This window comes from Agrobacterium larrymoorei, assembly GCF_005145045.1.
Taxonomy (GTDB): Bacteria; Pseudomonadota; Alphaproteobacteria; order Rhizobiales; family Rhizobiaceae; genus Agrobacterium; species Agrobacterium larrymoorei.
In genome coordinates this window covers 1752349-1774596 of sequence record NZ_CP039691.1, presented here as the reverse complement: position 1 = coordinate 1774596, position 22248 = coordinate 1752349, and the positions used below count along the sequence as shown (strand labels likewise).

At 57.0% G+C, this 22248-nt stretch carries 23 protein-coding genes; 15 read left to right on the top strand and 8 right to left on the bottom strand.

The window, feature by feature from the left end:
• The first annotated feature begins 155 nt into the window (after window positions 1-155).
• The 4 genes from CFBP5473_RS08450 to CFBP5473_RS08435 are packed head-to-tail and all read left to right on the top strand — an operon-like array spanning window position 156 to window position 4837.
• Complete coding sequence (locus tag CFBP5473_RS08450; protein WP_037170619.1) at window positions 156-1727, top strand: ABC transporter ATP-binding protein; 1572 nt, start codon at window positions 156-158, stop codon at window positions 1725-1727.
• A complete protein-coding gene (locus CFBP5473_RS08445) occupies window positions 1717-2805 on the top strand; it encodes an ABC transporter permease (protein WP_027673112.1) in 1089 nt (362 codons plus the stop codon). The genes CFBP5473_RS08450 and CFBP5473_RS08445 overlap by 11 nt, the downstream gene beginning before the upstream one ends.
• Window positions 2802-3725, top strand: a complete 924-nt coding sequence (locus CFBP5473_RS08440; protein WP_106389289.1) for an ABC transporter permease — start codon at window positions 2802-2804, stop codon at window positions 3723-3725. The genes CFBP5473_RS08445 and CFBP5473_RS08440 overlap by 4 nt, the downstream gene beginning before the upstream one ends.
• A gap of 38 nt (window positions 3726-3763) precedes the next feature.
• Complete coding sequence (locus tag CFBP5473_RS08435) at window positions 3764-4837, top strand: BMP family ABC transporter substrate-binding protein (RefSeq protein ID WP_027673114.1); 1074 nt, start codon at window positions 3764-3766, stop codon at window positions 4835-4837.
• Between the two features lie 154 nt (window positions 4838-4991).
• Here CFBP5473_RS08435 and CFBP5473_RS08430 read toward each other — a convergent pair whose 3' ends face one another.
• Window positions 4992-5159 carry a Thivi_2564 family membrane protein gene (locus CFBP5473_RS08430; protein WP_103088505.1) on the bottom strand — a complete coding sequence of 56 codons (168 nt, stop codon included), beginning with the start codon at window positions 5157-5159 and terminating at the stop codon, window positions 4992-4994.
• A 130-nt stretch (window positions 5160-5289) separates the two neighbouring features.
• Here CFBP5473_RS08430 and CFBP5473_RS08425 point away from each other — a divergent pair, with 130 nt between their 5' ends.
• On the top strand, window positions 5290-5712 hold the full coding sequence (locus CFBP5473_RS08425) for an OsmC family protein (protein ID WP_027673115.1): 423 nt from the start codon (window positions 5290-5292) through the stop codon (window positions 5710-5712).
• Window positions 5713-5723: 11 nt separating this feature from the next.
• Here CFBP5473_RS08425 and CFBP5473_RS08420 read toward each other — a convergent pair whose 3' ends face one another.
• Genes CFBP5473_RS08420 through CFBP5473_RS08410 form a run of 3 tightly spaced genes read right to left on the bottom strand, consistent with a single transcriptional unit; the run spans window position 5724 to window position 8864 of the window.
• Window positions 5724-6215, bottom strand: coding sequence for a peptide deformylase (locus CFBP5473_RS08420; RefSeq protein ID WP_027673116.1), 492 nt, complete (start codon window positions 6213-6215; stop codon window positions 5724-5726).
• 13 nt (window positions 6216-6228) lie between these two features.
• The gene (locus CFBP5473_RS08415; protein ID WP_027673117.1) at window positions 6229-6558 is read right to left on the bottom strand and encodes a hypothetical protein; all 330 of its coding nucleotides are present in this window, start codon (window positions 6556-6558) and stop codon (window positions 6229-6231) included.
• Complete coding sequence (locus CFBP5473_RS08410) at window positions 6558-8864, bottom strand: FdhF/YdeP family oxidoreductase (RefSeq protein WP_027673118.1); 2307 nt, start codon at window positions 8862-8864, stop codon at window positions 6558-6560. The genes CFBP5473_RS08415 and CFBP5473_RS08410 overlap by 1 nt, the downstream gene beginning before the upstream one ends.
• Window positions 8865-9233: 369 nt before the next feature.
• Here CFBP5473_RS08410 and mgtE point away from each other — a divergent pair, with 369 nt between their 5' ends.
• The 4 genes from mgtE (at window position 9234) to CFBP5473_RS08390 (ending at window position 14194) form a co-directional block, all read left to right on the top strand.
• Window positions 9234-10604, top strand: a complete 1371-nt coding sequence (gene mgtE / locus CFBP5473_RS08405; protein ID WP_106389300.1) for a magnesium transporter — start codon at window positions 9234-9236, stop codon at window positions 10602-10604.
• Window positions 10605-10676: 72 nt separating this feature from the next.
• Window positions 10677-11063 (top strand): MerR family transcriptional regulator, encoded by a 387-nt coding sequence (locus tag CFBP5473_RS08400; RefSeq protein ID WP_027673120.1) that lies wholly within the window; start codon window positions 10677-10679, stop codon window positions 11061-11063.
• 352 nt (window positions 11064-11415) lie between these two features.
• A complete protein-coding gene (locus tag CFBP5473_RS08395) occupies window positions 11416-13194 on the top strand; it encodes a sensor domain-containing phosphodiesterase (RefSeq protein ID WP_027673121.1) in 1779 nt (592 codons plus the stop codon).
• A gap of 34 nt (window positions 13195-13228) precedes the next feature.
• A complete protein-coding gene (locus CFBP5473_RS08390; protein ID WP_051441098.1) occupies window positions 13229-14194 on the top strand; it encodes a sensor domain-containing diguanylate cyclase in 966 nt (321 codons plus the stop codon).
• A gap of 21 nt (window positions 14195-14215) precedes the next feature.
• On the opposite strand, the gene CFBP5473_RS08385 is transcribed toward CFBP5473_RS08390, so the two are convergent.
• Both CFBP5473_RS08385 and CFBP5473_RS08380 read right to left on the bottom strand, forming a co-directional pair.
• The gene (locus CFBP5473_RS08385) at window positions 14216-15184 is read right to left on the bottom strand and encodes an acetyltransferase domain-containing protein (protein WP_027673122.1); all 969 of its coding nucleotides are present in this window, start codon (window positions 15182-15184) and stop codon (window positions 14216-14218) included.
• Between the two features lie 77 nt (window positions 15185-15261).
• Entirely contained in the window at window positions 15262-15948 is a 687-nt protein-coding gene (locus tag CFBP5473_RS08380) for a DUF599 domain-containing protein (protein ID WP_027673123.1), read from the bottom strand.
• Window positions 15949-16473: 525 nt separating this feature from the next.
• On the opposite strand from CFBP5473_RS08380, the gene cobU reads away from it, so the two are divergent.
• The 6 genes from cobU to ccoP all read left to right on the top strand — a co-directional run bounded on the left by cobU (window position 16474) and on the right by ccoP (window position 21369).
• A complete protein-coding gene (cobU, locus tag CFBP5473_RS08375; RefSeq protein WP_027673124.1) occupies window positions 16474-16998 on the top strand; it encodes a bifunctional adenosylcobinamide kinase/adenosylcobinamide-phosphate guanylyltransferase in 525 nt (174 codons plus the stop codon).
• 126 nt (window positions 16999-17124) lie between these two features.
• The gene (locus CFBP5473_RS08370) at window positions 17125-17802 is read left to right on the top strand and encodes a hypothetical protein (protein WP_027673125.1); all 678 of its coding nucleotides are present in this window, start codon (window positions 17125-17127) and stop codon (window positions 17800-17802) included.
• Between the two features lie 167 nt (window positions 17803-17969).
• Window positions 17970-19592 carry a cytochrome-c oxidase, cbb3-type subunit I gene (gene ccoN, locus CFBP5473_RS08365; RefSeq protein WP_027673126.1) on the top strand — a complete coding sequence of 541 codons (1623 nt, stop codon included), beginning with the start codon at window positions 17970-17972 and terminating at the stop codon, window positions 19590-19592.
• Window positions 19593-19603: 11 nt separating this feature from the next.
• Entirely contained in the window at window positions 19604-20335 is a 732-nt protein-coding gene (gene ccoO, locus CFBP5473_RS08360; RefSeq protein ID WP_027673127.1) for a cytochrome-c oxidase, cbb3-type subunit II, read from the top strand.
• A gap of 13 nt (window positions 20336-20348) precedes the next feature.
• The gene (locus CFBP5473_RS08355; protein ID WP_027673128.1) at window positions 20349-20501 is read left to right on the top strand and encodes a CcoQ/FixQ family Cbb3-type cytochrome c oxidase assembly chaperone; all 153 of its coding nucleotides are present in this window, start codon (window positions 20349-20351) and stop codon (window positions 20499-20501) included.
• A 4-nt stretch (window positions 20502-20505) separates the two neighbouring features.
• Window positions 20506-21369 (top strand): cytochrome-c oxidase, cbb3-type subunit III, encoded by an 864-nt coding sequence (ccoP, locus tag CFBP5473_RS08350; RefSeq protein ID WP_027673129.1) that lies wholly within the window; start codon window positions 20506-20508, stop codon window positions 21367-21369.
• A 47-nt stretch (window positions 21370-21416) separates the two neighbouring features.
• Here ccoP and CFBP5473_RS08345 read toward each other — a convergent pair whose 3' ends face one another.
• Together CFBP5473_RS08345 and CFBP5473_RS08340 are read right to left on the bottom strand one after the other, a co-directional pair.
• Entirely contained in the window at window positions 21417-21767 is a 351-nt protein-coding gene (locus tag CFBP5473_RS08345) for a VOC family protein (protein ID WP_027673130.1), read from the bottom strand.
• 10 nt (window positions 21768-21777) lie between these two features.
• A complete protein-coding gene (locus tag CFBP5473_RS08340) occupies window positions 21778-22176 on the bottom strand; it encodes an SRPBCC family protein (protein ID WP_027673131.1) in 399 nt (132 codons plus the stop codon).
• Window positions 22177-22248: the final 72 nt, after the last annotated feature.

The window sequence follows — 22248 nt, the reverse complement described above, 5'->3', positions numbered from 1 at the left end:
GTCTTTTTCAGTTGTGCGGCGGGATAAAACCGGTATTTAGTATCGATAAAGGGCAGTGCCCAAATTTAGTGCAATAGCAGATTGACGATCCGGCCGTTCAACGCTTCGCAGAAAGTGCGGCGGCTGGTGGAAAAGGGGAACAGGTGACGGGATCGGTGACGTCTGAGGCCTTGCCTCTCTTGTCCGTTCGCCAGCTGACCAAGCTGTTTGGAACATTTGCGGCGTGCAACGCCATAGATCTGGATATCGCGCCCGGCGAGATACACGCTCTTCTGGGTGAAAACGGCGCGGGAAAATCCACGCTGGTAAAAATGCTGTTCGGCGTGCTGGAGCCTTCCAGCGGCGAAATCCTGTGGAATGGAAAGCCGGTCAGCATTTCCTCTCCCGGCGAGGCGCGCAGGCTTGGCATCGGCATGGTCTTCCAGCATTTTTCGCTGTTCGAAGCTCTGACGGTTGCTGAAAATATTGCGCTCTCCCTCGATCCGAAAATTTCCCTGAAGGAAATCGCGCGCGAGGCGGAAGCGCTTTCCAAGGCTTATGGACTGCCGCTAGATCCTTACGCCCATGTGGCCGATCTTTCGGTTGGAGAGCGCCAGCGCATCGAAATCGTGCGTGCGCTGTTGCAGAACCCGCAGCTTATCATTCTCGATGAGCCAACCTCGGTGCTGACGCCGCAGGAGGCGGACCGCCTGTTCGAAACGCTGGAAAAGCTGAAGGCCGAAGGCCGTTCCGTGCTTTACATCAGCCACCGTCTGGAAGAGGTGCAGCGCATCTGCGACCGCGCAACCGTGCTGCGCCACGGCAAGGTTACGGGCGCTTGCGACCCCCGGAAAGAAACGCCCGCATCGCTGGCGCGCATGATGGTCGGTTCCGATGTCGCTGGCATAGAGCGCGATGATTATTGCACCATTGGCGACATAGCGGTGGAAATTGCCGGGCTTTCGGTTGCCGCGCGCACGCCTTTTGCCGTTTCGCTGAAAAACATCGGCATGACGGTTCGTTCCGGCGAGGTGCTGGCAATTGCAGGTGTTGCGGGTAACGGGCAGGGAGAGCTTTTCGATGCGCTTTCCGGCGAGTATCCCGTTGCGAAGAACGATGCGATCATGCTGCGTGGAAAGCCGGTCGGGCGCACGGGCATCAATGGCCGCCGTCTTCTGGGTGCAGGCTTCGTGCCGGAAGAGCGTCATGGGCACGCCGCCGTGCCGAATATGAGCCTCTCGGACAATCTTCTTTTGGCCCGCTGTCGCTCCGACAAAAGGGCGTTTCTGAGCGGTGGCTTCCTCGGCGTTATTCGCCATTCCGTCATCAAGAAGGCGGCAAAACGCATTTCCGAAGCCATGGATGTGCGCAAAAGCGGGGACGATCCGCTGGCCGGCTCGCTTTCCGGCGGCAATCTGCAGAAATTCATTGTCGGTAGAGAGTTGGATCGTCAACCCTCGGTTCTCGTGGTCAACCAGCCGACCTGGGGCGTGGATGCAGGCGCTGCAAGCCGTATTCGCCAAGCGCTGGTGGATCTCGCAAAGGCTGGATCCGCCGTCATAGTCATCAGCCAGGATCTGGACGAAATTTTCGAAGTGGCATCCAGCATCGCGGTCATTTCCGATGGCAGGCTTTCAGAGGCCTACCCTGCAAAAGAGATGACGCGCGAGAGAATCGGCCTGCTGATGGGCGGCATTCACACGGGTCATACGGCAGGGCATACGGAGCAGGTCGCTCATGCGCATTGAACTTGAAAAACGCGCTGGGGTCTCGAAGCTCTTCGCAATTCTGTCTCCGCTTCTGGCGCTGGTGCTGACGCTTCTCGTCGGCGCAATCATGTTCGCTTTTCTCGGCAAGGAGCCGGTCGGCGCGCTTTACAGCTTCTTCGTGGAGCCGCTGCTGGAAGTCTGGTCGCTGCACGAACTGGCCATCAAGGCTGCGCCCTTGATCCTGATCGCGGTTGGTCTTGCAATCTGCTATCGCTCGAACAACTGGAATATCGGCGCAGAGGGTCAATTCACCATCGGTGCGATTACGGGCTCGATCCTGCCGGTGCTTTATCCCGACTGGCAGTCGCCTATGATTCTGCCGTTGATGCTGATTATGGGTGCGCTCGGCGGCGCGCTTTATGCCAGTATTCCGGCGTTGTTGAAGACGCGCTTTAACACCAATGAAATTCTGACCAGCCTCATGCTCGTCTATGTGGCGCAGCTTTTTCTCGATTGGCTGGTGCGCGGCATCTGGCGCGATCCACAGGGCTATAATTTTCCGCAGACGAAGCCTTTCAACGAGAGTGCCGTTCTGCCGGAAATGCTGGCATCGGGCCGCGCCCATTGGGGCGTCGTTTTCGCCATTATCGCAGCGGTCGCGCTGTGGTTCATGATGCGCTACATGCTGAAAGGCTTTCAGGTTACGGTACTTGGCCAGTCCGCCCGGGCAGGGCGCTTTGCTGGCTTCTCATCGCGCGGAATGGTTTGGTTCTCCCTGCTGCTTTCGGGCGGTTTAGCCGGGCTTGCGGGCATCTCCGAGGTCTCCGGTTCCATCGGCCATCTTCAGCCGTCGATCTCGCCGGGCTATGGTTTTACCGCCATCATCGTCGCCTTCCTTGGCAGGCTCAACCCGCTCGGCATCATCGCTTCGGGTCTGGTGCTTTCGCTGACCTATCTTGGCGGCGAAGCAGTGCAGATGTCGCTACAGATTTCCGATAAGGTCGTTCGCGTCTTTCAGGGGCTGCTTCTGTTCTTCGTCCTGTCCTGCGACACCCTGATCCTCTACCGAATCCGCATTCGTTTCGGACGCAATACCAGCAGCGAAGGAGCCGCATGATGGATATGGCTCAAGCGATCATCCTGACGGTTATCACGGCGGCAACACCGCTCGTCATTGCTGCCTTGGGCGAGCTGGTGACGGAGCGCGCGGGCGTCCTCAATCTCGGTGTCGAGGGAATGATGATCATCGGCGCGGTCTGCGCTTTCGCTGCCTCGCATCTCAGCGGATCGCCCTATATCGGCATTCTGGCGGGCATTGCCGCAGGCGCGATCTTCTCTCTTCTCTTCGGTTTTCTCACGCTGACGCTCGTCACCAATCAGGTCGCGACCGGCCTTGCGCTGACGATCCTCGGGCTTGGCGTATCGGGCATGCTGGGCGAAACTTTCGTCGGCATTCCCGGCGTGAAGCTTCCCAACATCGTCTTCCCGGTCCTGTCGGATATCCCATTCATCGGGCCTATCCTGTTCCGGCAGGACCTGATCTTCTACATGTCGATTGCGCTCGTCATCGGCATCAGCTGGTTTCTGTTCAAAAGCCGCACGGGCCTGAAAATCCGCGCTATCGGGGATAATCACGGCTCCGCCCATGCGCTTGGCATCAACGTCATTCGCACGCGCTATCTCGCCGTGATGTTCGGTGGCGCCTGCGCTGGTCTTGCTGGCGCGCAGCTTTCGCTGGTCTATACGCCGCAATGGGTGGAAAACATGTCTGCCGGGCGCGGCTGGATCGCGCTTGCACTGGTGGTCTTTGCATCCTGGCGTCCATGGCGCGTTCTGGCGGGCGGTTATCTCTTCGGCGCGGTCACCGTTGGCCAGCTGCATGCGCAGGCCTTCGGCATCGGCGTGCCATCGCAACTTCTTTCAGCGCTTCCTTATATTGCGACTATTGTCGTCCTCATCATCATCTCCCATAATCGGCGCACAACGCTGATCAATACACCGGCATCGCTCGGCAAGCCGTTCGTGCCGGATCGCTAAAAAAACCAAAGATCATGCCTAACCAAGCAGGGGTAAAAATGAAGAAACTCATCATCGCACTTGCAGCTTCGGCTGCCGCAATTGTCGGCGTGGTTCCAGCCGCGCAGGCCGCAGACGCAAAGAAGGTCTGCTTCGTTTACGTCGGCACACGCACCGATGGCGGCTGGACGCAGGCGCATGATATCGGTCGTCAGGAACTGCAGAAGCATTTCGGTGACAAGATCGAAACGCCATTCCTGGAAAGCGTTCCGGAAGGCCCAGATGCAGAACGCGCAATCGAGCGCATGGCCCGTTCCGGCTGCGAACTCATCTTCACGACGTCTTTCGGCTTCATGGATGCGACCGTCAAGGTTGCCCAGAAATTCCCGAAGGTGAAGTTCGAGCACGCAACCGGCTTCAAGGCTGCTGAAAACCTCGCGACCTATAACTCCCGCTTCTATGAAGGCCGTTACATTCAGGGCCAGATCGCTGCGAAGATGTCGCAGAAGGGTCTTGCTGGCTACATCGCGTCCTTCCCGATCCCGGAAGTGGTGATGGGTATCGATGCTTTCGTTCTGGGCGCGCAGTCCGTAAACCCTGACTTCAAGGTCAAGGTCGTATGGGCCAACACTTGGTTCGACCCCGGCAAGGAAGCCGATGCAGCCAAGGCTCTGATCGACCAGGGCGTCGATATTCTGACGCAGCACACGGACACGACGGCTCCAATGCAGGTTGCTGCCGAGCGTGGGATCAAGGCTTTCGGTCAGGCTTCCGATATGATCAAGGCTGGTCCAAACACGCAGATGACGGCGATTATCGACAGCTGGGGCGCTTACTACATCAAGCGCACGCAGGCTCTTCTCGATGGTACGTGGAAGTCCGAGCAGATCTGGGACGGTCTGAAGGACGGCATTCTGACCATGGCGCCTTACACCAATATGCCTGACGACGTGAAGAAAATGGCTGAGGAAACCGAAGCCAAGATCAAGTCTGGCGAACTGCATCCATTCACCGGCCCTGTGAAGAAGCAGGACGGTTCCGAGTGGCTGAAGGCTGGCGAGAAAGCTGAGGACAAGGTTCTTCTCGGCCTGAACTTCTACGTACAGGGCGTGGACGACAAGCTGCCGCAGTAATCCACTTTGAAATGAGAAGGGCGCGCGACGGGTTCGCGCGCCCTTTTTCGTGCGCAAGTGGTTACGCTAGAAAAGCAAAAACCCGCCGATGGAGCGGCGGGCTTTCACATATCTCTTCCGCGCATTCACCATGCTGCGGAATTGACCGGAATTATCAAAATACTGCGAGGTACTTCAGCAGAGAGATAATGCCGATAATGATGACGATCACCTGAGCGATCTGCTTTGCACTGCCGCCAACCGGCAGACGATTGATCAGCCAAAGAATGAGTACGATGACCAGAAATGTGATCAGAATACTAACGAGTGCGCCTGTAGCCATATGTCCCAGCTCCTGTTTTCAGTAAATCCGTAACGGTCGATCACCGTTGCGTGAGTAAAAGCGCAAGCTTATATTTTGGTTCCATTGTGCAAAATGAATTTGCGAAAAACATAAAAAGCGGATGGATGTCATGAACGAGATACGCGTGAAAAAACGGGATGTTGGCGCCACAGCAAGGCTGGGTCGCAACAGCCACCCTCAACTGGAAACCCCCACGGGCGGCAGTCTCTCTGTCGTTACCGCAGCCTCCGAGCCGGGTTTCAATCCGCTCGATCTGCTCTTTTCCTCGCTCGCTGCTTGCCTGGTTTTAAGCGCGCGTATAGCCGCGAGCCGCATGGGCGTGCTGGACAGGTTCGCGTCTGTGGAGGCGAAGGTCACGGGTGATAAGTCGGAAGGCGAACCGGCCCGCATTCTGCGCTTCCACATGACCTTGAAAATCAGTGGTGATTTCGATGAGGAGACAAAACAGGCCATCGCGCATCAGGCAGAGGAGATTTGCACGGTCAGCAACACGCTGCGCGGCGATGCGGAGTTCCGGCTTGATGTGAGTTGAGCGTGACTGGGTCAGCGCTGCGCTTTTTCCCACTTTCGCACCAGGCGGTCACGCTTGAGTTTCGAAAGTCGTTTGATCCAGAACATTCCATCCAGCTGATCGACCTCATGCTGAATGCAGATCGCGTGGAAGCCTTCTGCCGTGTCCTCGCGCCATTCGCCGGCAATATCCTGAAAGCGCAAGGTCACCTTGCGGGGACGTTCCAGTTCTTCGGTAAAGCCGGGCATAGACACGCTGCCTTCGACGTGGCGCATCGTTTCCGAGGATGTCGTCAATATCTCCGGGTTGACGTAAGTCAGCACCTTGCCGGGTGAAAGCTCCAGCACGAAGATTCGCTGGACGACGCCAATATGGGCTGCGGTTATGCCGACGCCTGGGGCGGCCCGCATGGTGTCTACGAGGTCTTGCTGGAGTGTGGCGAGGCCTGCATCGAATTCCGTCACGGGCTTGCAGACGGTCGCGAGGGCAGCATCCGGGTAGGCGATTATTTGGCGGATGGTCATGGCGTTTCCCGGATCATGAGTTCGAAAGCGAAGGCTTCAGCCAGATTTCCGAGGCGGAGAGCGCCAGTGCCTGAGCATCGTCTGTCAACTCCACGAAGGTTCTCTGCGTTCGGGCATCGCGCTTGACGATGGTCAGCATCTTTCCCGATAGCGCGTTGATTTCGCGCAAGACCAGTGCATGCGCAATGCCGAGCTTGTTGGAAAGGCTGCGGCTATCGCTGCCGATACCAAGGTGGATGGCCGCAATGATTGCGGCCCCGGTCGCGTCAATCGCAACCGGGGCCGTTTTGCTGATCTGTTCCACCACGGCCATGAAGCGCGCGGCGGATTGATCTTCATCCATCAGGCGGCCTCTGCCTCGCTGCGCAGGCGAACGGACACCAGCACCGACTTGGATGTCGGCGTGAAGCTGCCTTCGCCATAGCTGTGCAGCGGCACGAGAACGTTCAGCTCAGGGTAATAGCCGCCGACGCTGCCTTCCGGGATGTTGTAGGGCACTAGACGGAAGTTCTGCGCAATACGCTCGATACCATCGCCATATTCGCCGATGACATCGACGCGCTGCTTGGAGTGTGCGCCGAGCTTTTCCATGTCCTTCGGGTTCATGAAGATTACCTGACGCTCGCCATAAACGCCGCGATAACGGTCATCCATGCCGTAGATCGTGGTGTTGTACTGGTCGTGGCTGCGGAAGGTTTGCAGAACGAAAATGCCTTCCTTGGCAAGCGCTTCCTGATGCTCTGTCTTTTCCGGCAGTGCGCCGGTGAAGAAAGTGGCCTTCTTGGTTGGCGTGTTCCACTCGCGCTCTGCTGCTGCGTTGCGCAGATGGAAACCGCGCGGCACGCGAACTCGCTCGTTGAAATCCTGGAAGCCGGGAATGACGCGCGAGATCATGTCGCGGATCAGGTCGTAATCATCGGCAAGGTTCTTCCAGTTCACGCGTTCATTGCCGAGCGTCGCTTCCGCAATACCGGCGATGATGGCGACTTCGGAACGCAGCTCCGGCGATGCTGGCTCGTTGATGCCGCCAGAGCCGTGAACCATGCTCATGGAATCTTCCACGGTCACGATCTGCGATGCGCCCTTGGAGTTGCGGTCGATTTCCGTGCGGCCAAGGCAAGGCAGGATAAACGAAGTTTCACCCGGAACCAAATGCGAATGGTTCAGCTTGGTGGCGATATTGACCGTCAGCTTCTGCTTCTTGAAAGCTTCGATGATCAGCGGGCTATCCGGCGTTGCGCGCAAGAAGTTGCCGCCAAGCGCGATGAAGGCTTCGGCCTTGCCGTCCAGCATGGCGCTGATGGCTTCCACCGTGTTGTGGCCGCGGTTGCGCGGCATCGAAACACCGAGTTCCTTTTCCAGCGCATCAAGCAGGGCAGGCGGGGCCTTCTCATCGATGCCGACGGTGCGGTCACCCTGCACGTTGGAGTGGCCGCGAACCGGGCAGAGACCCGCGCCCGGACGACCGATATTGCCGCGCAGCAGCATGAAGTTGGTGATTTCGCGGATGGTGATGACGGAATGCTTGTGCTGGGTGATGCCCATGGCCCAGGTCGTGATGACCGAACCTGCACTCATGTAGATGCCAGCGGCTTCCTCGATCTGCTCGCGGGTCAGGCCGGATTGATCGAGAATGGTTTCCCAGCTGGTGGCTTCCACGACAGCGCGGTAGGCTTCGAATTCGACCGCGTGTTCGGCAAGGAAATCGTAGTCGATGATCGCAGGGTTGCCAGCAGCGCGCGCAGCCTCATCAGCCGCAAACACCACCTTGCTCATGCCGCGAATGGCAGCCATGTCGCCGCCCTGGCGTGGCTGGTAATAATTGGTGGCGATCTTGGTGTTGCCGCCGGTGATCATTTCCAGCTTGTCCTGCGGATCGCTGAAGCGCTCCAGACCCTTTTCGCGGATGGGGTTGAACACGGCGATGCGTGCGCCGCGAAGCGCTGCACGGCGCAGATCACCCAGCATGCGCGGATGGTTGGTGCCCGGGTTCTGGCCGATGACGAAAATCGCATCCGCCTTCTCGAAATCTTCCAGAAGAACCGTGCCCTTGCCGACGCCGACGGAAGCCTTCAGGCCAACGCCGCTGGCTTCATGGCACATGTTCGAACAGTCGGGGAAATTGTTGGTACCGTAAAGGCGGACCATCAGCTGATAGAGGAAGGCGGCTTCGTTGGAGGCACGACCGGATGTGTAGAACTCGGCACGATCAGGGTTGTCGAGGCTGCGCAGAACCTTGCCGATTTCGGCAAAGGCGGCATCCCAGGAAACGGGCAGATACTTGTCCGTTGCGCGGTCGTAGCGCAGCGGGTCGGTCAGACGGCCCTGCTTTTCCAGATCGTAATCGGTCCATTTGCTCAGCGCGGAAACCGTGTGGGTGGAGAAGAATTCAGGCGGAACGCGCGCTTCTGTCGCTTCCCACGCAACGGCCTTCACGCCGTTTTCACAGAACTCGAAGGAGGAGCCATGCTCCGGGTCACCCCAAGCGCAGCCGGGGCAATCGAAGCCATCGGGTTGGTTTGCCTTGAGAAGCGTTCTTGCGCCGGAAATCGGTGCGCCGGATTCAAGCAACCGCTTGCCCACGCTCTTGAGTGCGCCCCAACCGCCCGCGGCGGAGGAGGCCTTACCGATGAAATCCATCTTGCCCATGTTACAGGTCTCTTTCTGATATTTTCTTTTGTTTGTCCGCCGCTCGTTCCGGGTGCCATCCCATTCGATTTTTGCTGCGACGCCTTAACTTCCAGATTCCCCCATAAGTACCATATGTCAACTCGTATCTTAGCATCTGCGCGCGGTTCGTTTTCACATTGGCGACACCGTAAACGCTTTCCTTCACTTGCGGCGAGGTTATGAAGAGGATGAAACCACTTCTCGCCTAACCGGTTGTTGACAATGTAACTTTAAAAGCCATTCTCCAGCCCGTTCGCGAGCTAAGCATTCAACCGGAAAAAGGGGCGCAAGTTGACACAAGCCGACAACGATCATCCCGTGCCGGAAGACGCCAAGAGACCGGAAGTTATGGCCGACATCTATGCCGAAGACGGGTCCATTCGATCCGATTTTCTGGCCATGGTGGGTGCGGCAATTGCGGACCGCGACGTGCTTTTCCTGCGCGAGAACGTTGCGCGGCTGCATGACTCGGAACTTGGCGACCTGCTCGAATCGATCCAGCCGGAGCAGCGCCACGCGCTTGTGAGATTGCTTGGCACCGATTTCGACATGACGGCGCTGACCGAGGTGGATGAAGCAATCCGCCTGGATATCGTCGAGCAGATGCCCAACGAGCAGATTGCCGCCGGTATCAGCGAGCTCGATTCGGACGACGCCGTCTACATTCTGGAAGACCTCGACCAGGAAGATCGCGAAGATATTCTCTCGCAAATGCCGTTCACCGAACGTGTGAGGCTGATGCGGGCTCTGGATTATCCGGAAAGCTCCGCCGGTCGCCGTATGCAGACGGAATTCGTGGCCGTGCCGCCATTCTGGACGGTTGGGCAGACCATCGACTACATGCGCGAAGAGGAAGAGCTGCCGGAATCCTTTTCGCAAATCTTCGTCATCGATCCGACCTTCAAGCTCGTCGGAGCGCTGGATCTCGACCGCTTGCTGCGCTCCAAGCGGCAGGTGAAGATCGAAACCATCATGCACGAGACGAACCATCCCATTCCAGCGGAGATGGATCAGGAAGAAGCGGCGCAGCTCTTCGAACAGTACGACCTTCTCTCCGCCGCCGTGGTGGACAATAACGGACGCCTCGTCGGCGTGCTGACCATCGATGACGTGGTCGACGTTATTCAGGAAGAGGCCGAGGAAGACCTGCTGCGCCTTGGCGGTGTGGGTGACGAAGAACTGTCGGACTCCATCGCGATCACGTCACGCTCGCGCGTGCCTTGGCTCGGTATCAACCTGATGACCGCGTTCCTTGCTGCTTCCGTTATCGAATTGTTCGATGCAACCATTCAGCAGGTCGTGGCGCTCGCCATTCTCATGCCAATCGTTGCGGGCATGGGCGGCAATGCCGGGTCTCAGACGATGACGGTTTCCGTGCGCGCACTTGCCACCAAGAACCTTGATATTCACAACGCCGCCCGCATCATCCGTCGCGAGGCGGGGGTGGGGTTGCTGAACGGCGCGCTCTTCGGCTGCGCCATCGGTATCATTGCGGGTCTGTGGTTTCACGACGCGAATATAGGCGGCATCATTGCCACTGCGATGTTGATCAACATGCTGGCTGCTGCCTTGGCCGGTATTCTCATTCCGCTGTTTCTGGACCGGTTCGGAGCCGACCCTGCCGTATCTTCTGCTGTCTTCGTTACGGCGGTCACCGATATCGTCGGCTTCTTCTCGTTTCTCGGGCTCGCGACATGGTGGTTCGGCATATCAGGCTGAGCTGATGCAAAAAATTGACTTTTACGTGAAGGTCAAACATAATGTCCGGAAGCCCAAGAATCGGACAATGCCTTGAACAAGTACTATAGCATAACGGAACTGACGCGTGAATTTGGGGTATCCACCCGTACTCTTCGTTTTTACGAGGATGAAGGTCTTATTCATCCTGAGCGTCGGGGTCGCACAAGGCTGTTCCGCGCTGCCGATCGCAGGCTTATTCAGGAAATTCTGCGCGGCCGCCGCATAGGCTTCACCATAGCGGAAATCCGTGAAATCATTCAGGTTTATAAAGAGCCGCCGGGTGAATCCGGCCAGCTTGAGCTTCTGATGAAGAAGGTCGATGAAAAGCGTGCCGACCTGCGCCAGAAGCGCAAGGACATCGAAGAAACTCTGGCTGAACTGGACAATGTCGAAGAGGCCTGCCTGACGCGCCTTGCCGAAATCGGCGTTGGCACCTGATCCTTCGCTCAGTCCCAATTGATGTAAGGTTCATCCTGACTGTTGGCAGCCGACTTGTGCTGCCGACGTGCCGGTGTTCACCCTTCTATTCCGCTCTCAATGACAGCGCCTGAAAAGTTTAACGTGCGGATAACCACGTTACGATAAGCCGTGGAACCATTTACTCTTAAAATTATTTTGCCGCATAAGAATATTGCAAAGTATTTCTTGAGCTGCAGGCATGAAGCCTGAATGTCGCCATCGTGAGGAACTCACGACTCCAGGGCGAAGACGGCACGGCTACTACAGATGTTTTTTCCCTTATTTGCGCGTGCTGCCATGTCGACTATGCAGGCACGTCTGGAAGAATACTATGCATAATGAAGCCGCACGTATTTCCGCACTTAAAAACCTTCGTCTTCTCGATACGCTCCCGAGTGAAAACTTCGATCGTATCACCCGACTGGTCGCCAATTACTTCGGCCTGCCAATCGCCGCGATATCGCTGACCGATACGGACCGGCAATGGTTCAAGTCCAAGGTCGGCGTCGAGCACAACGAAATTCCGCGTGTGAAAGCACCTTGCGCGCAGGTCGCGGAGACGAGAGCGCCGGTCGTTATTCGTGATTTTCAGACTGACGAGTTTTACGCCAAGAGCACGCTTGGAGATGCGGGTATCCGTTTTTATTGCGGCGTTCCGCTGATCACACCGAGTGGGCATGGCATCGGAGCGCTCTGCGTGCTCGGCGTCGAACCCTTCGAGGTGACCGAGGAGCAGCTTTCGACGCTCAGCGATCTCGCGGCGATGGTCATGGATCAGATCGAGTTGCAACATGCCTTCGGTCGCATCGAGCCATCCACTGGCCTGCCGAACCGCTATCAACTGGTCAACGATCTATCCGATCTCGCCAATCAGACGCACAGGCGCGAGCAGGTCATCAGCCTGCTCGATCTCGCGCAGACATCGCAGTTCGACCGCATGATCCGGGTCGTCGGCATGTCGCATCTCGATGACTTGATCGGCAAGGTGACCCACATTCTCAGCGAGTGTCTGAACGGAAGCCTCGCCGCCTATCACGTCGGGCCAACGCAATTCGCTTTTCTTTCTCCGCCGGACTTTTCGGCCGATGACTATAAGGACTTCCTCCAGCACATCATGACTACGGTGCAGAACGAGCTGGAATTCCAGATTACGATGACGCCGTCCATTGGCTCCATGGTCTTTACGCCGGGAGACTATGCGCCGGAAGAGATATTGCGCTCGCTTCAAAGTGCAGTTCAGGATGCCCGCGAAAACACCTCGAAGATTGCGTTCTTCTGCCCCGATATGGACATCCGGCATCAGCGAAACTTCATCATTCAACGCGATTTTCCGAAGGCTCTCGAGGGGGATGGGCAGTTGTCCGTCGTCTTCCAACCGCGTGTCGATGCTGCAAACGGTGTCTATAAAAGCGCGGAAGTGCTGCTGCGTTGGCAGCACCCGACACTTGGCAACATCTCGCCAGCGGAATTCATTCCCGTTATCGAAGTCTCGGCCTATGCGCGGCAATTGACGGATTGGGTCGTGACGGCAGCTCTGCGCCAGCTTTCCTACTGGAATTCACTTGGTATGCGGCTGAAGATCTCCATCAATCTCTCCGCCATCAATCTTCAGGAAACCGATTTTCTCGAGCGCCTCAACTGCGCTATGGCGCAGTTTGGAGTTGAAGGCCAGCAGATCGAATTCGAGTTGACGGAAACGGCTGTGATGATGGAGGCGGGCGCGGGCTTAAGTCTTCTCAACGAGATGACGGCATCAGGCATCCGCCTGTCGATAGACGATTTCGGCACCGGCTATAGCAGCCTTGCCTACCTTCAGAAGCTGCCCGCAAATGTCGTCAAGATCGACCGTTCCTTTATCAACGACATGAAGGAAGGGAACCGTGAGCGCGTGCTGGTTCAATCCATGATCACACTGTCTCACAGCCTTGGTTATGAAGTTGTTGCGGAAGGCGTGGAAACGCAGGAGGCAGCCGAGTTGCTGAGCGCCATGGGCTGCGATGAAATTCAGGGCTACTGGATCAGCCGACCTTTGGGCAGCGATGCCTTGCTGGGCTGGCTCTCGGAAAGAAGCCTGACGGAATTCCGCTACCGCGAACCGGCTTGCGCCTGAGCCTCGAAACGTTCACGAACCAAAGAGCAATGCGATGAAAAATTTTCTGGCCATGGCAAAAAGCGGCGGATTGAAATCGCCGGATGAACTGCATTCCATTCTGGACGTGCTGCCCGTGCCGGTTTCATGGGCGACGCTTGGAAGTGGCGATATCCTGTTTATGAACCAGACGTTCAAGAAGACCTTCGGTTATTGCGAAGCCGATTTCGCCAAGGTCTCGGACTGGATAGACCGGGTCTATGTCGGTCCCGGAAACAAGGAGCGGGCAAAGGAGGCTTGGCTGCATTCCTGGACTGCGGGCGGCGAGGGCATCGAGGAAGTCGACACGCTTGAGATAGACATACGCTGTGCTGACGGCAGAACCGTCATCGTCTCCCATCGCGGCATTCTTCTTCGTGATTACGGGATTGGCGTTGCCACCTTCGAAGACATTACCGAACGAATGCTTGCGGAGCGGGAGCTTCGGGCAAGCCTGCTTCTCGATCCGCTGACACAGATCGGCAATCGTCGTGCACTGCATGAGCGCTGGCATGATGACATGGTCTTGAGTGACGATGGCAACAGAAATCTTGCCGCCGTGCTGATGGTCGATCTCGATCACTTCAAGCCGGTCAATGATAATCTCGGCCATAAGGCGGGCGATGAGGTTTTGCGGATGGTGGCGAAACGCCTCAGCCAGTCCGTGCGTGAAAGCGATCTCGTGGTGCGCATGGGCGGCGATGAATTCGTCATTCTGCTGACCAACATCTCGGATCAGAATGTTGCGGAAAAAATCTGTCATAGGCTGGAGGCGGCGTTTCAAGCGCCGTTCACCGTCAACGGAACACTGGTGAACCTCGGCGTTTCCGTTGGCGCGAGCCTCTACCCACGCGATGGCAGAGAGCTGAGCATGCTGCTGCAAAAGGCGGATGAAGCGCTTTATGATATTAAGCGCAACGGCAAGGGCGGTTGGAACTGGTGCTCACCGAGCGAAATCACGGTACCCAACTTCGTGATCTAAGCCAGTAAGCTCCAGAGCAGCTCACTGAATTTCAGCCGAGCACTGCTGGGCGATTTCGGCAATCTTCGTCTGTTGATCCGGCGTTGATGCGTTGGACATCATCGGATCGAAGACGTTTTCCGCCTGCAGCTTCTCCAGCGTGCACCCGCAGAAACTCTGGCATAGTTCCAGTCCGTTCTGCTGCTGCATGCAGCTTGCCTCGCAGCTTTTCTTATAAGCCTCGACCTGATCGACAGGCGGTGGAGGAAAGGTAATTGAAGCAAGATAGACGAGGCCGATCAGCACCGGTTGGTGGATCAGGTAAAAGGACAGGCTGTGGCGGCCAAAGAAGGCGAGGACATTGCGCTGGCCGCTTGGCTTTCTGAACCGGTCAAGCCAGCCGCGCGGTACTACGAATTTCGAAACGGCGATCCCCAGAAGAAACGGTGCAAGAAACGGCAGCAGCGGCACGTAGTCGTTCGAACGGGGAGGGACTGTCGAAAAGCCGATCCATGACAGCCAGATCGTGTTGAACGAATCGGATGCGAGATAATGCGGTGCAGCCAGAGCACCTGCTGCAAAGATGAGCGTCACCAGCGGTGGCAGTCGCAAGAAGAGAAGACCGAGCAGGCTTGCCGCTGCGATATTGTGCAGGATGCCGAAGAATATCCAGCCATCCGGCACGGCAAAATATGTTGCAACGGAAATCAGCAGTGCGGCACCCGCCACCATGGCGAAGCGCTTGCCGAAGGATGGCCAGTCGATACCCCGGCGATGCGCGAGGAAAAGGCTGAAACCCGCCAGAAACAGGAAGGTGCTGGCGATTGCCCGGGCATAGATGCGCCACCAGCCTTGTACGGCGGTGCCGGGATCGATGTATCCGAACATCTCCAGATCCCAGGTGAAGTGGTAGCTTGCCATCGCCAGCAGCGCGATACCGCGCCAGGTATCGAGAAAGCCGATGCGACCACCAGACTTGGGTGCAGTAGATGTTACCGTTGCGTCATTCATTCAGCCGTTCCTTCGCAACGGTTATGGAGCATGCCAGCGCTTCGCCTATAAAGTGGGGCTATTTCATGGCAGTTGTTTTACAGGTCATCCATGATGGCGAGGCGGGCTTCGGAAAAGAACTGCCGCCTCAAGAGAGCGATGATGATGACGACCGTGGTAAACATGAACACATAGGCGTTTATGAACCAGCCGAGATATCCGATGGACAAAAAGAATGTCCGTAGGCCGTCGTTGAAGTTCTTCGCGGCGATGATGTTCATGCGGATGACGTTCTCTGCCGCGCGTTCCGCCGCTTTCCGATCCGAATTCGTCTCATGCATCATCGGCATAGCGCCGAAGAGAATGGTGCAATAGTTGAACAGGCGGTAGGACCAGCCGAATTTAAAGAAGGCATAGCCGAATAGGCAGGTAAGGCCGATGACCTTCATTTCGAAGGCGGTGCGCCCGCCGTAATACACAAATGGCATGTCGCGGAACACCGATTCCACCCGGTCCGTTGCGCCCAGCAGCGCAAAGCAGCCACCAATCGCGAAGATGGAGGTGGAAGCGAAAAACGCCGTGCCGTTTTGAAGGCCCGCCATGATCTGCGTATCGATCATCTTCAAATCACGGGTCAGCGAATTGTAAATCCACTTCCTGCGCCGTTCGCCCATGGCCTGATTGAGGCTCGTGCGGGGAAATGGAGAGCGGGATGTCGTGACATAACTGTAGAGATACCAGAGGGCCACAAATACCAAAAGCGCGATGTAATCGATGGTAGTCATGTCGTGCTCGCCCGTCGCCCGTTCTCTTGCGAATCTCTGTCTCTTTATTTCTTCGATTTCGATCTAACGCAATCGCCGTATGAAAATCGTCAAAGCCGTTGTTTTTATTATGCGCGCTAACCATCCGGTAAGATTATACCGCTAGGAATTTCTGCGTGGCGCCGGATTTGGTTTTGCGTACCGGTTCCCATTTATCACCCCTTGTGTTTCAAGGGGTCCAAGACCGCGTTTGCAGCCGCTGCGACGCGGTTTTTGTTTGGGCGAAATTGACAAAACCAGCTTCTCCTCCTACCTTTAAACAACGATCCGGCGCTTTCGTCTTCGAAGCTTTTTGCCGACATGTCCGCATTGGGCGGACGGGCATCTCAGCCTCAGAACGATACTGTGCAGGTGAAGCATGATCGACCGGGAGAACGCCTCCATATCTACGAATCGTTCTCTTTTCATGCTTTGCACCCCACAGCTTGTGGCAACCGCTGCATTGGCGACCGGATCGCTTCAATTTTCCTTATCCGCAGGCTTTGAATGACCGCACTGTTCCGTTCCGTATTGGTACTCGGCGGTGCGCGCTCGGGCAAATCCGCTTTCGCAGAAAAGCTGGTCCTCGAATCCAACGGCGTGCCGCATTACATCGCAACGGGCCGTGCCTGGGATGACGAGATGAAAGCGCGCATTGCGCAGCATCGCATCCAGCGTGGGGATATTTGGATCACACATGAGGAGCCGCTTGAGCTGGCGGAGACGCTTAGTCGGCTGGACGTTGCCTCAAACACCATTCTCGTGGATTGCCTGACACTTTGGGTAACGAACCTGATGATGGACGAGGGCAGGGACGTAGAGGCCGCGTTCGAGCCGCTTATTCGGCACGCCGCGACCGCGAAGGCGCGGATCGTTTTTGTGTCCAATGAGGTCGGGCTCGGCATCGTGCCGGAGAACCGTATGGCGCGGGAGTTTCGCGATCACGCTGGCAGGCTGCACCAGAAGATTGCCTCTGTTGCCAGCGAAGTCTATTTCATTGCCGCTGGCTTACCCCTAAAAATGAAGGGGTAAAACGCGGCAGCGTTTCCCACAAATCCGCCACAGATGAATTGTGATTTGCAGCGCCTGCATCGAACAGGTGCTGCGCAAGCATGATCTAATTTATTGAAAATGAACATCATCTGGAGCGAGAAGCGCATGTCCCCGTCCGCTTTGAAGTATGTCGCCTGCAGCATTTTGTTTTCACTGTCCGGCACGGCCTATGCTGCCGAAATCAAATGGCCGGATACCCCCGTCGGTCGGCTTGCTGCGCTGGCAGTTATTCAGGATTTGAACGTCCAACTGCTCAGCCATGATAGTGCGACGCTGACGCTGGAGCGCTGGTGCGATGATCACCGGCTCGCCGATCCGGCCAAGATTTCCGCCACGCGCCTCAAGGATGAAAAGCAGGCGCCGGAGAATGTTCGCAAACAGTTGAATGCCTCTGCAGATGAGAAACTGGGCTATCGCCACGTCCTCCTCAAATGCGGAAACCTCGTGCTGTCGGAAGCGGACAACTGGTATGTGCCGCGCCAGCTAACCGCGGAGATGAACGAAACGCTGAACACCACGGATGCGCCATTCGGAAAGGTCGTGCTGCCGCTTCATTTCCAGCGTCATACGATATCGTCGCAGATGCTGTGGCAACCTTTGCCAGAAAACTGGGCGGTGGGCGGCGCGATACCGGTTAAAGCTGGCGAAACGCTCGAAATTCCGGATACGTTGATCAGCAATCAGGCCCTGCTCAGCAAGCCGGATGGCACGCCGATCAGCTTTGTGATCGAAAACTACAAAAGCGGCCTCCTGCGGTTTCCGCCTCCCTCTATTTCACATTAGGCCAGTGCTTCCGACACGTCACTTTTGAGGCGGCGGTCTTGATTTGGATCAAGGCCGTCTGGTGCCGCCGGTGGCAAAGCTGCAAACGACGCGAAAGCATGTTTGCCGCTTAAAGCCGGTCCGTTCGCTCCGCGTCATATCCGCTGTGACGTTGGGGGAAGCCAACAATGAATTCGACTTTAGGAATAGCGATGGTGGCCGTGGGGGCCTTCCTCGCTCTGCTCGGGGCGGCCTTCGCCCACGATAATCTCTTTGCCGCCCATATGTGGGTGCTGTTCTCCGTTCTCCTCATCGGAACGGTCGTGATGCTGCGCCGCGTATCCTTCGCGCCCATCGACCCAGCCGTACTGGAACGCAGGAAAACGGAATATTTCGATGACGTGATCCGCTACGGCGTGATCGCCACGGTTTTCTGGGGCGTCGTCGGCTTTCTGGTCGGAGTGGTCATCGCGCTCCAGCTTGCCTATCCAGACCTCAACATCCAGCCCTGGTTCAACTTTGGCCGTGTACGCCCGCTGCACACCTCCGCGGTCATCTTCGCCTTCGGCGGTAATGCGCTGATCGCGACCTCTTTCTATGTGGTGCAGCGCACCTGTCGTGCACGCCTGTTCGGTGGCGATCTCGGCTGGTTCGTGTTCTGGGGCTATAATCTCTTCATCATCATGGCCGCCACGGGTTATCTGCTCGGCATTACGCAGGGCAAGGAATATGCGGAGCCGGAATGGTATGTCGATATCTGGCTTACCATCGTCTGGGTTGCCTATCTTGTCGCGTTTCTCGGCACGATCTTCATGCGCAAGGAGCCGCATATCTATGTGGCCAACTGGTTCTATCTCGGCTTCATCGTGACCATTGCCATGCTGCATATCGTCAACAATCTGGCGGTTCCGGTCTCGTTTCTCGGCGTGAAAAGCTACTCTGCTTTCTCGGGCGTGCAGGATGCGCTGACGCAGTGGTGGTATGGCCATAATGCCGTCGGCTTCTTCCTCACCGCGGGCTTTCTGGGCATGATGTATTACTTCATTCCCAAGCAGGTGAACCGCCCGGTCTATTCCTACCGCCTGTCGATCATCCACTTCTGGGCGCTGATCTTCATGTATATCTGGGCTGGTCCGCACCACTTGCATTACACCGCTCTGCCGGACTGGGCGCAAACGCTTGGCATGGTGTTTTCGATCATGCTGTGGATGCCCTCGTGGGGTGGCATGATCAATGGTCTGATGACGCTTTCGGGCGCATGGGACAAGCTTCGCACGGACCCAATCCTGCGCATGATGATTATGGCCGTTGCCTTCTACGGCATGGCCACGTTCGAAGGCCCGATGATGTCGATCAAGGCCGTCAACTCGCTCAGCCACTATACAGACTGGACAATCGGCCACGTTCATTCCGGCGCACTTGGCTGGAACGGCATGATCACCTTTGGTGCAATCTATTTCCTCGTCCCCAAGCTTTGGCACCGCGAGCGGCTTTACAGCCTGGCGCTGGTCAACTGGCACTTCTGGCTCGCCACGCTCGGTATCGTCGTCTACGCCGCCGCCATGTGGGTCGCGGGCATCCAGCAGGGCCTGATGTGGCGTGAGTATGATAGCCAAGGCTTCCTCGTCTACTCGTTTGCGGAAACCGTGGCGGCCATGTTCCCCTATTACCTTCTGCGCGCAATGGGCGGCGTCATGTATCTCAGCGGCGCTCTGATCATGGCCTACAATGTAACAAGAACCATTCTCGGCCACATGCGCGAAGAGAACACCGGCACGGCTGCAGCGCCCAAGCTGCAACCTGCCGAGTAAGGAGGTCGATCATGTCTCTTCTTGATAAACACGGTATCATCGAACGTAACGCGACATTACTTCTGGTAGGCTCGCTGGCGGTGGTCTCGATTGGCGGCATCGTGGAAATCGCACCGCTCTTCTATCTCGAAAACACCATCGAGAAGGTGGAGGGCATGCGGCCCTACACGCCACTCGAGCTGGCTGGCCGCAACATCTACATCCGCGAGGGCTGCTACCTCTGCCACAGCCAGATGATCCGCCCATTCCGCGATGAAGTGGAACGTTACGGTCACTACAGTCTTGCGGCTGAAAGCATGTACGACCATCCATTCCAGTGGGGTTCGAAGAGAACCGGGCCGGATCTGGCGCGCGTCGGGGACAGATATTCGAACGAGTGGCACGTCCAGCATCTTATGGAGCCACGCTCCGTCGTGCCGGAATCCGTTATGCCCCGCTACGCCTTCCTGAAGACGACACCGCTTCAGATCACCAACGTCTCGATGGAGCTCAAGGCCAACCGTGCTGTTGGTGTTCCTTACAGCGACGAGATGCTGGAAAACGCCGATGCCGATCTGAAGGCGCAAGCCGATCCCAATGCCGATACGGCCGGGCTGGAGGCTCGCTATCCGAAGGCGAAGATCGGAGATTTCGACGGCGATCCTACAAAGCTGACGGAGATGGATGCGCTCGTAGCCTATCTCCAGATGTTGGGTACGCTGGTCGATTTCTCGACCTATGACGACGCTGCTGGTTATCGATAGGAGGAGCAAAGCGATGGAAACCTACACTGCCATGCGCCACTTTGCAGATAGCTGGGGCCTGCTCGTCATGACGCTTTTCTTCCTCGGCGTCGTTCTCTTCACCTTGCGTCCCGGCGGCGGTAAGGCCGCCAAAGACGCCGCAAGTATTCCTCTCAAGGAGGATTGATATCATGTCGGACAAACACATAGACCAGGTCAGCGGCGTCGAAACCACCGGCCATGAATGGGATGGCATTCGAGAACTGAACAACCCCATGCCCCGCTGGTGGGTGTGGACCTTCTACGCCACCATCCTCTGGGCCATCGGTTACACCATCTTCTTTCCCGCATGGCCGCTGATCAACGGTGCTACACAGGGCGTTCTGGGCTGGAGCAGCCGCGCCAATGTCGCAACCGAAATGGCGGACGCCAAGTCCGCACAAAACACCTATTTGGAAAAAATCGCCTCTTCCTCGCTGGAGGATATTCAGGCGGATGGGGAACTGATGCAATTTGCCGTCGCAGGCGGTGCCGCAGCTTTCAAGGTGAATTGCGTCCAGTGCCACGGCTCGGGCGCGGAAGGCGGCAATGGCTATCCAAACCTCAATGACGACGATTGGCTGTGGGGCGGCCAGGCGGAAGATATCTACACCACCATCACCCACGGCATTCGCTTCAACGAAGATGCGGAAACCCGCATCTCCGAAATGCCAGCCTTCGGCGATATCCTCAAAAGCGACGAAATTCGCCAGGTGGCGGCTTATGTCGTGAGCCTCACCGGCAAGCCGCATGATCCAGCCATGATCGAACCCGGCAAACAGCTATTCGCCGACAACTGCGCCTCCTGCCACGGCGAAGACGCCAGAGGCAACCGCGACATGGGCGCCCCGAACCTTGCCGATGCCATCTGGCTGAAAGCACACGGCGAAGAAGGCATCATCGCCCAGATTCGCACGCCCAAGCACGGCGTCATGCCAGCATGGGGCGAGCGCCTCGGGGATACGACGGTGAAGCAGCTGGCGCTGTTTGTTCATTCTCTGGGCGGTGGGGAATAGGGGCATCGTCCAAAACAGGAGAGGGCCGCTCGATGCGGCCCTTTTTATTACTGGTCCGACCAGACGGCGAGTTCATAGCCATCGGGGTCTGCGAAGTGAAAACGCCGCCCGCCGGGAAACTCGAAAATAGGCAGTGTGATCTTGCCACCCGCATTCTCCACTCGGTCCTGCGTCACCGAAATGTCGGATGCAAACAGAATAACCAATGGTCCGCCCTTGGCATTGACCTCGGCAGTGGTGGTAAATCCGCCGGTCAGTCTGCCATCCGAAAACTCGCAATATTGCGGGCCGTAGTCCTTGAATGTCCAGCCGAAGACGTTGCCGTAAAACGCTTTGCTGCGTTCGATATCGGTCACGTTGAATTCGATGTAGTCGATCTTTTGATCGCGGCTGGTCATGCAAAACGTCCTATTCTTCAAGTATGCGTTTCAGTGTCTCTAAATCCGCGAGCACCGCATCGGCATCACGTTGAAACTCTTCATCACTCATAGCCGCTTGACGAAGCAGTGTGAAAGCGACCTCTGCTCCGTCACCGTTCGGTGTCACCCGCAAAGCATTAAAGACCCTGAGGCCGTTGGGAAGGGTAACAACGTGATCTATCACGCCCAACGCATTCGCGGCAGTGAATTTCACTCTGGCGCCACCCAGCGGGCCGGAAGCGATCCAGTCTTCACCATCTTGCGTCAATCCGCTGGCCAGGCCTGCCGCCCAGAGGGGCATTTTCGCAGGGTCCGAGGCGAAGGCGTAAACCTCACGCCATGGCCGATTGATCGTTACATGCACGATCCGCGAAAGCATTGTGGTCATGCTGCCCTCCCATACTTCGCCAAGCTGCGCCACTTTGTCTCGACTTGACCTAAGTCAAGGATGATTGCCGGT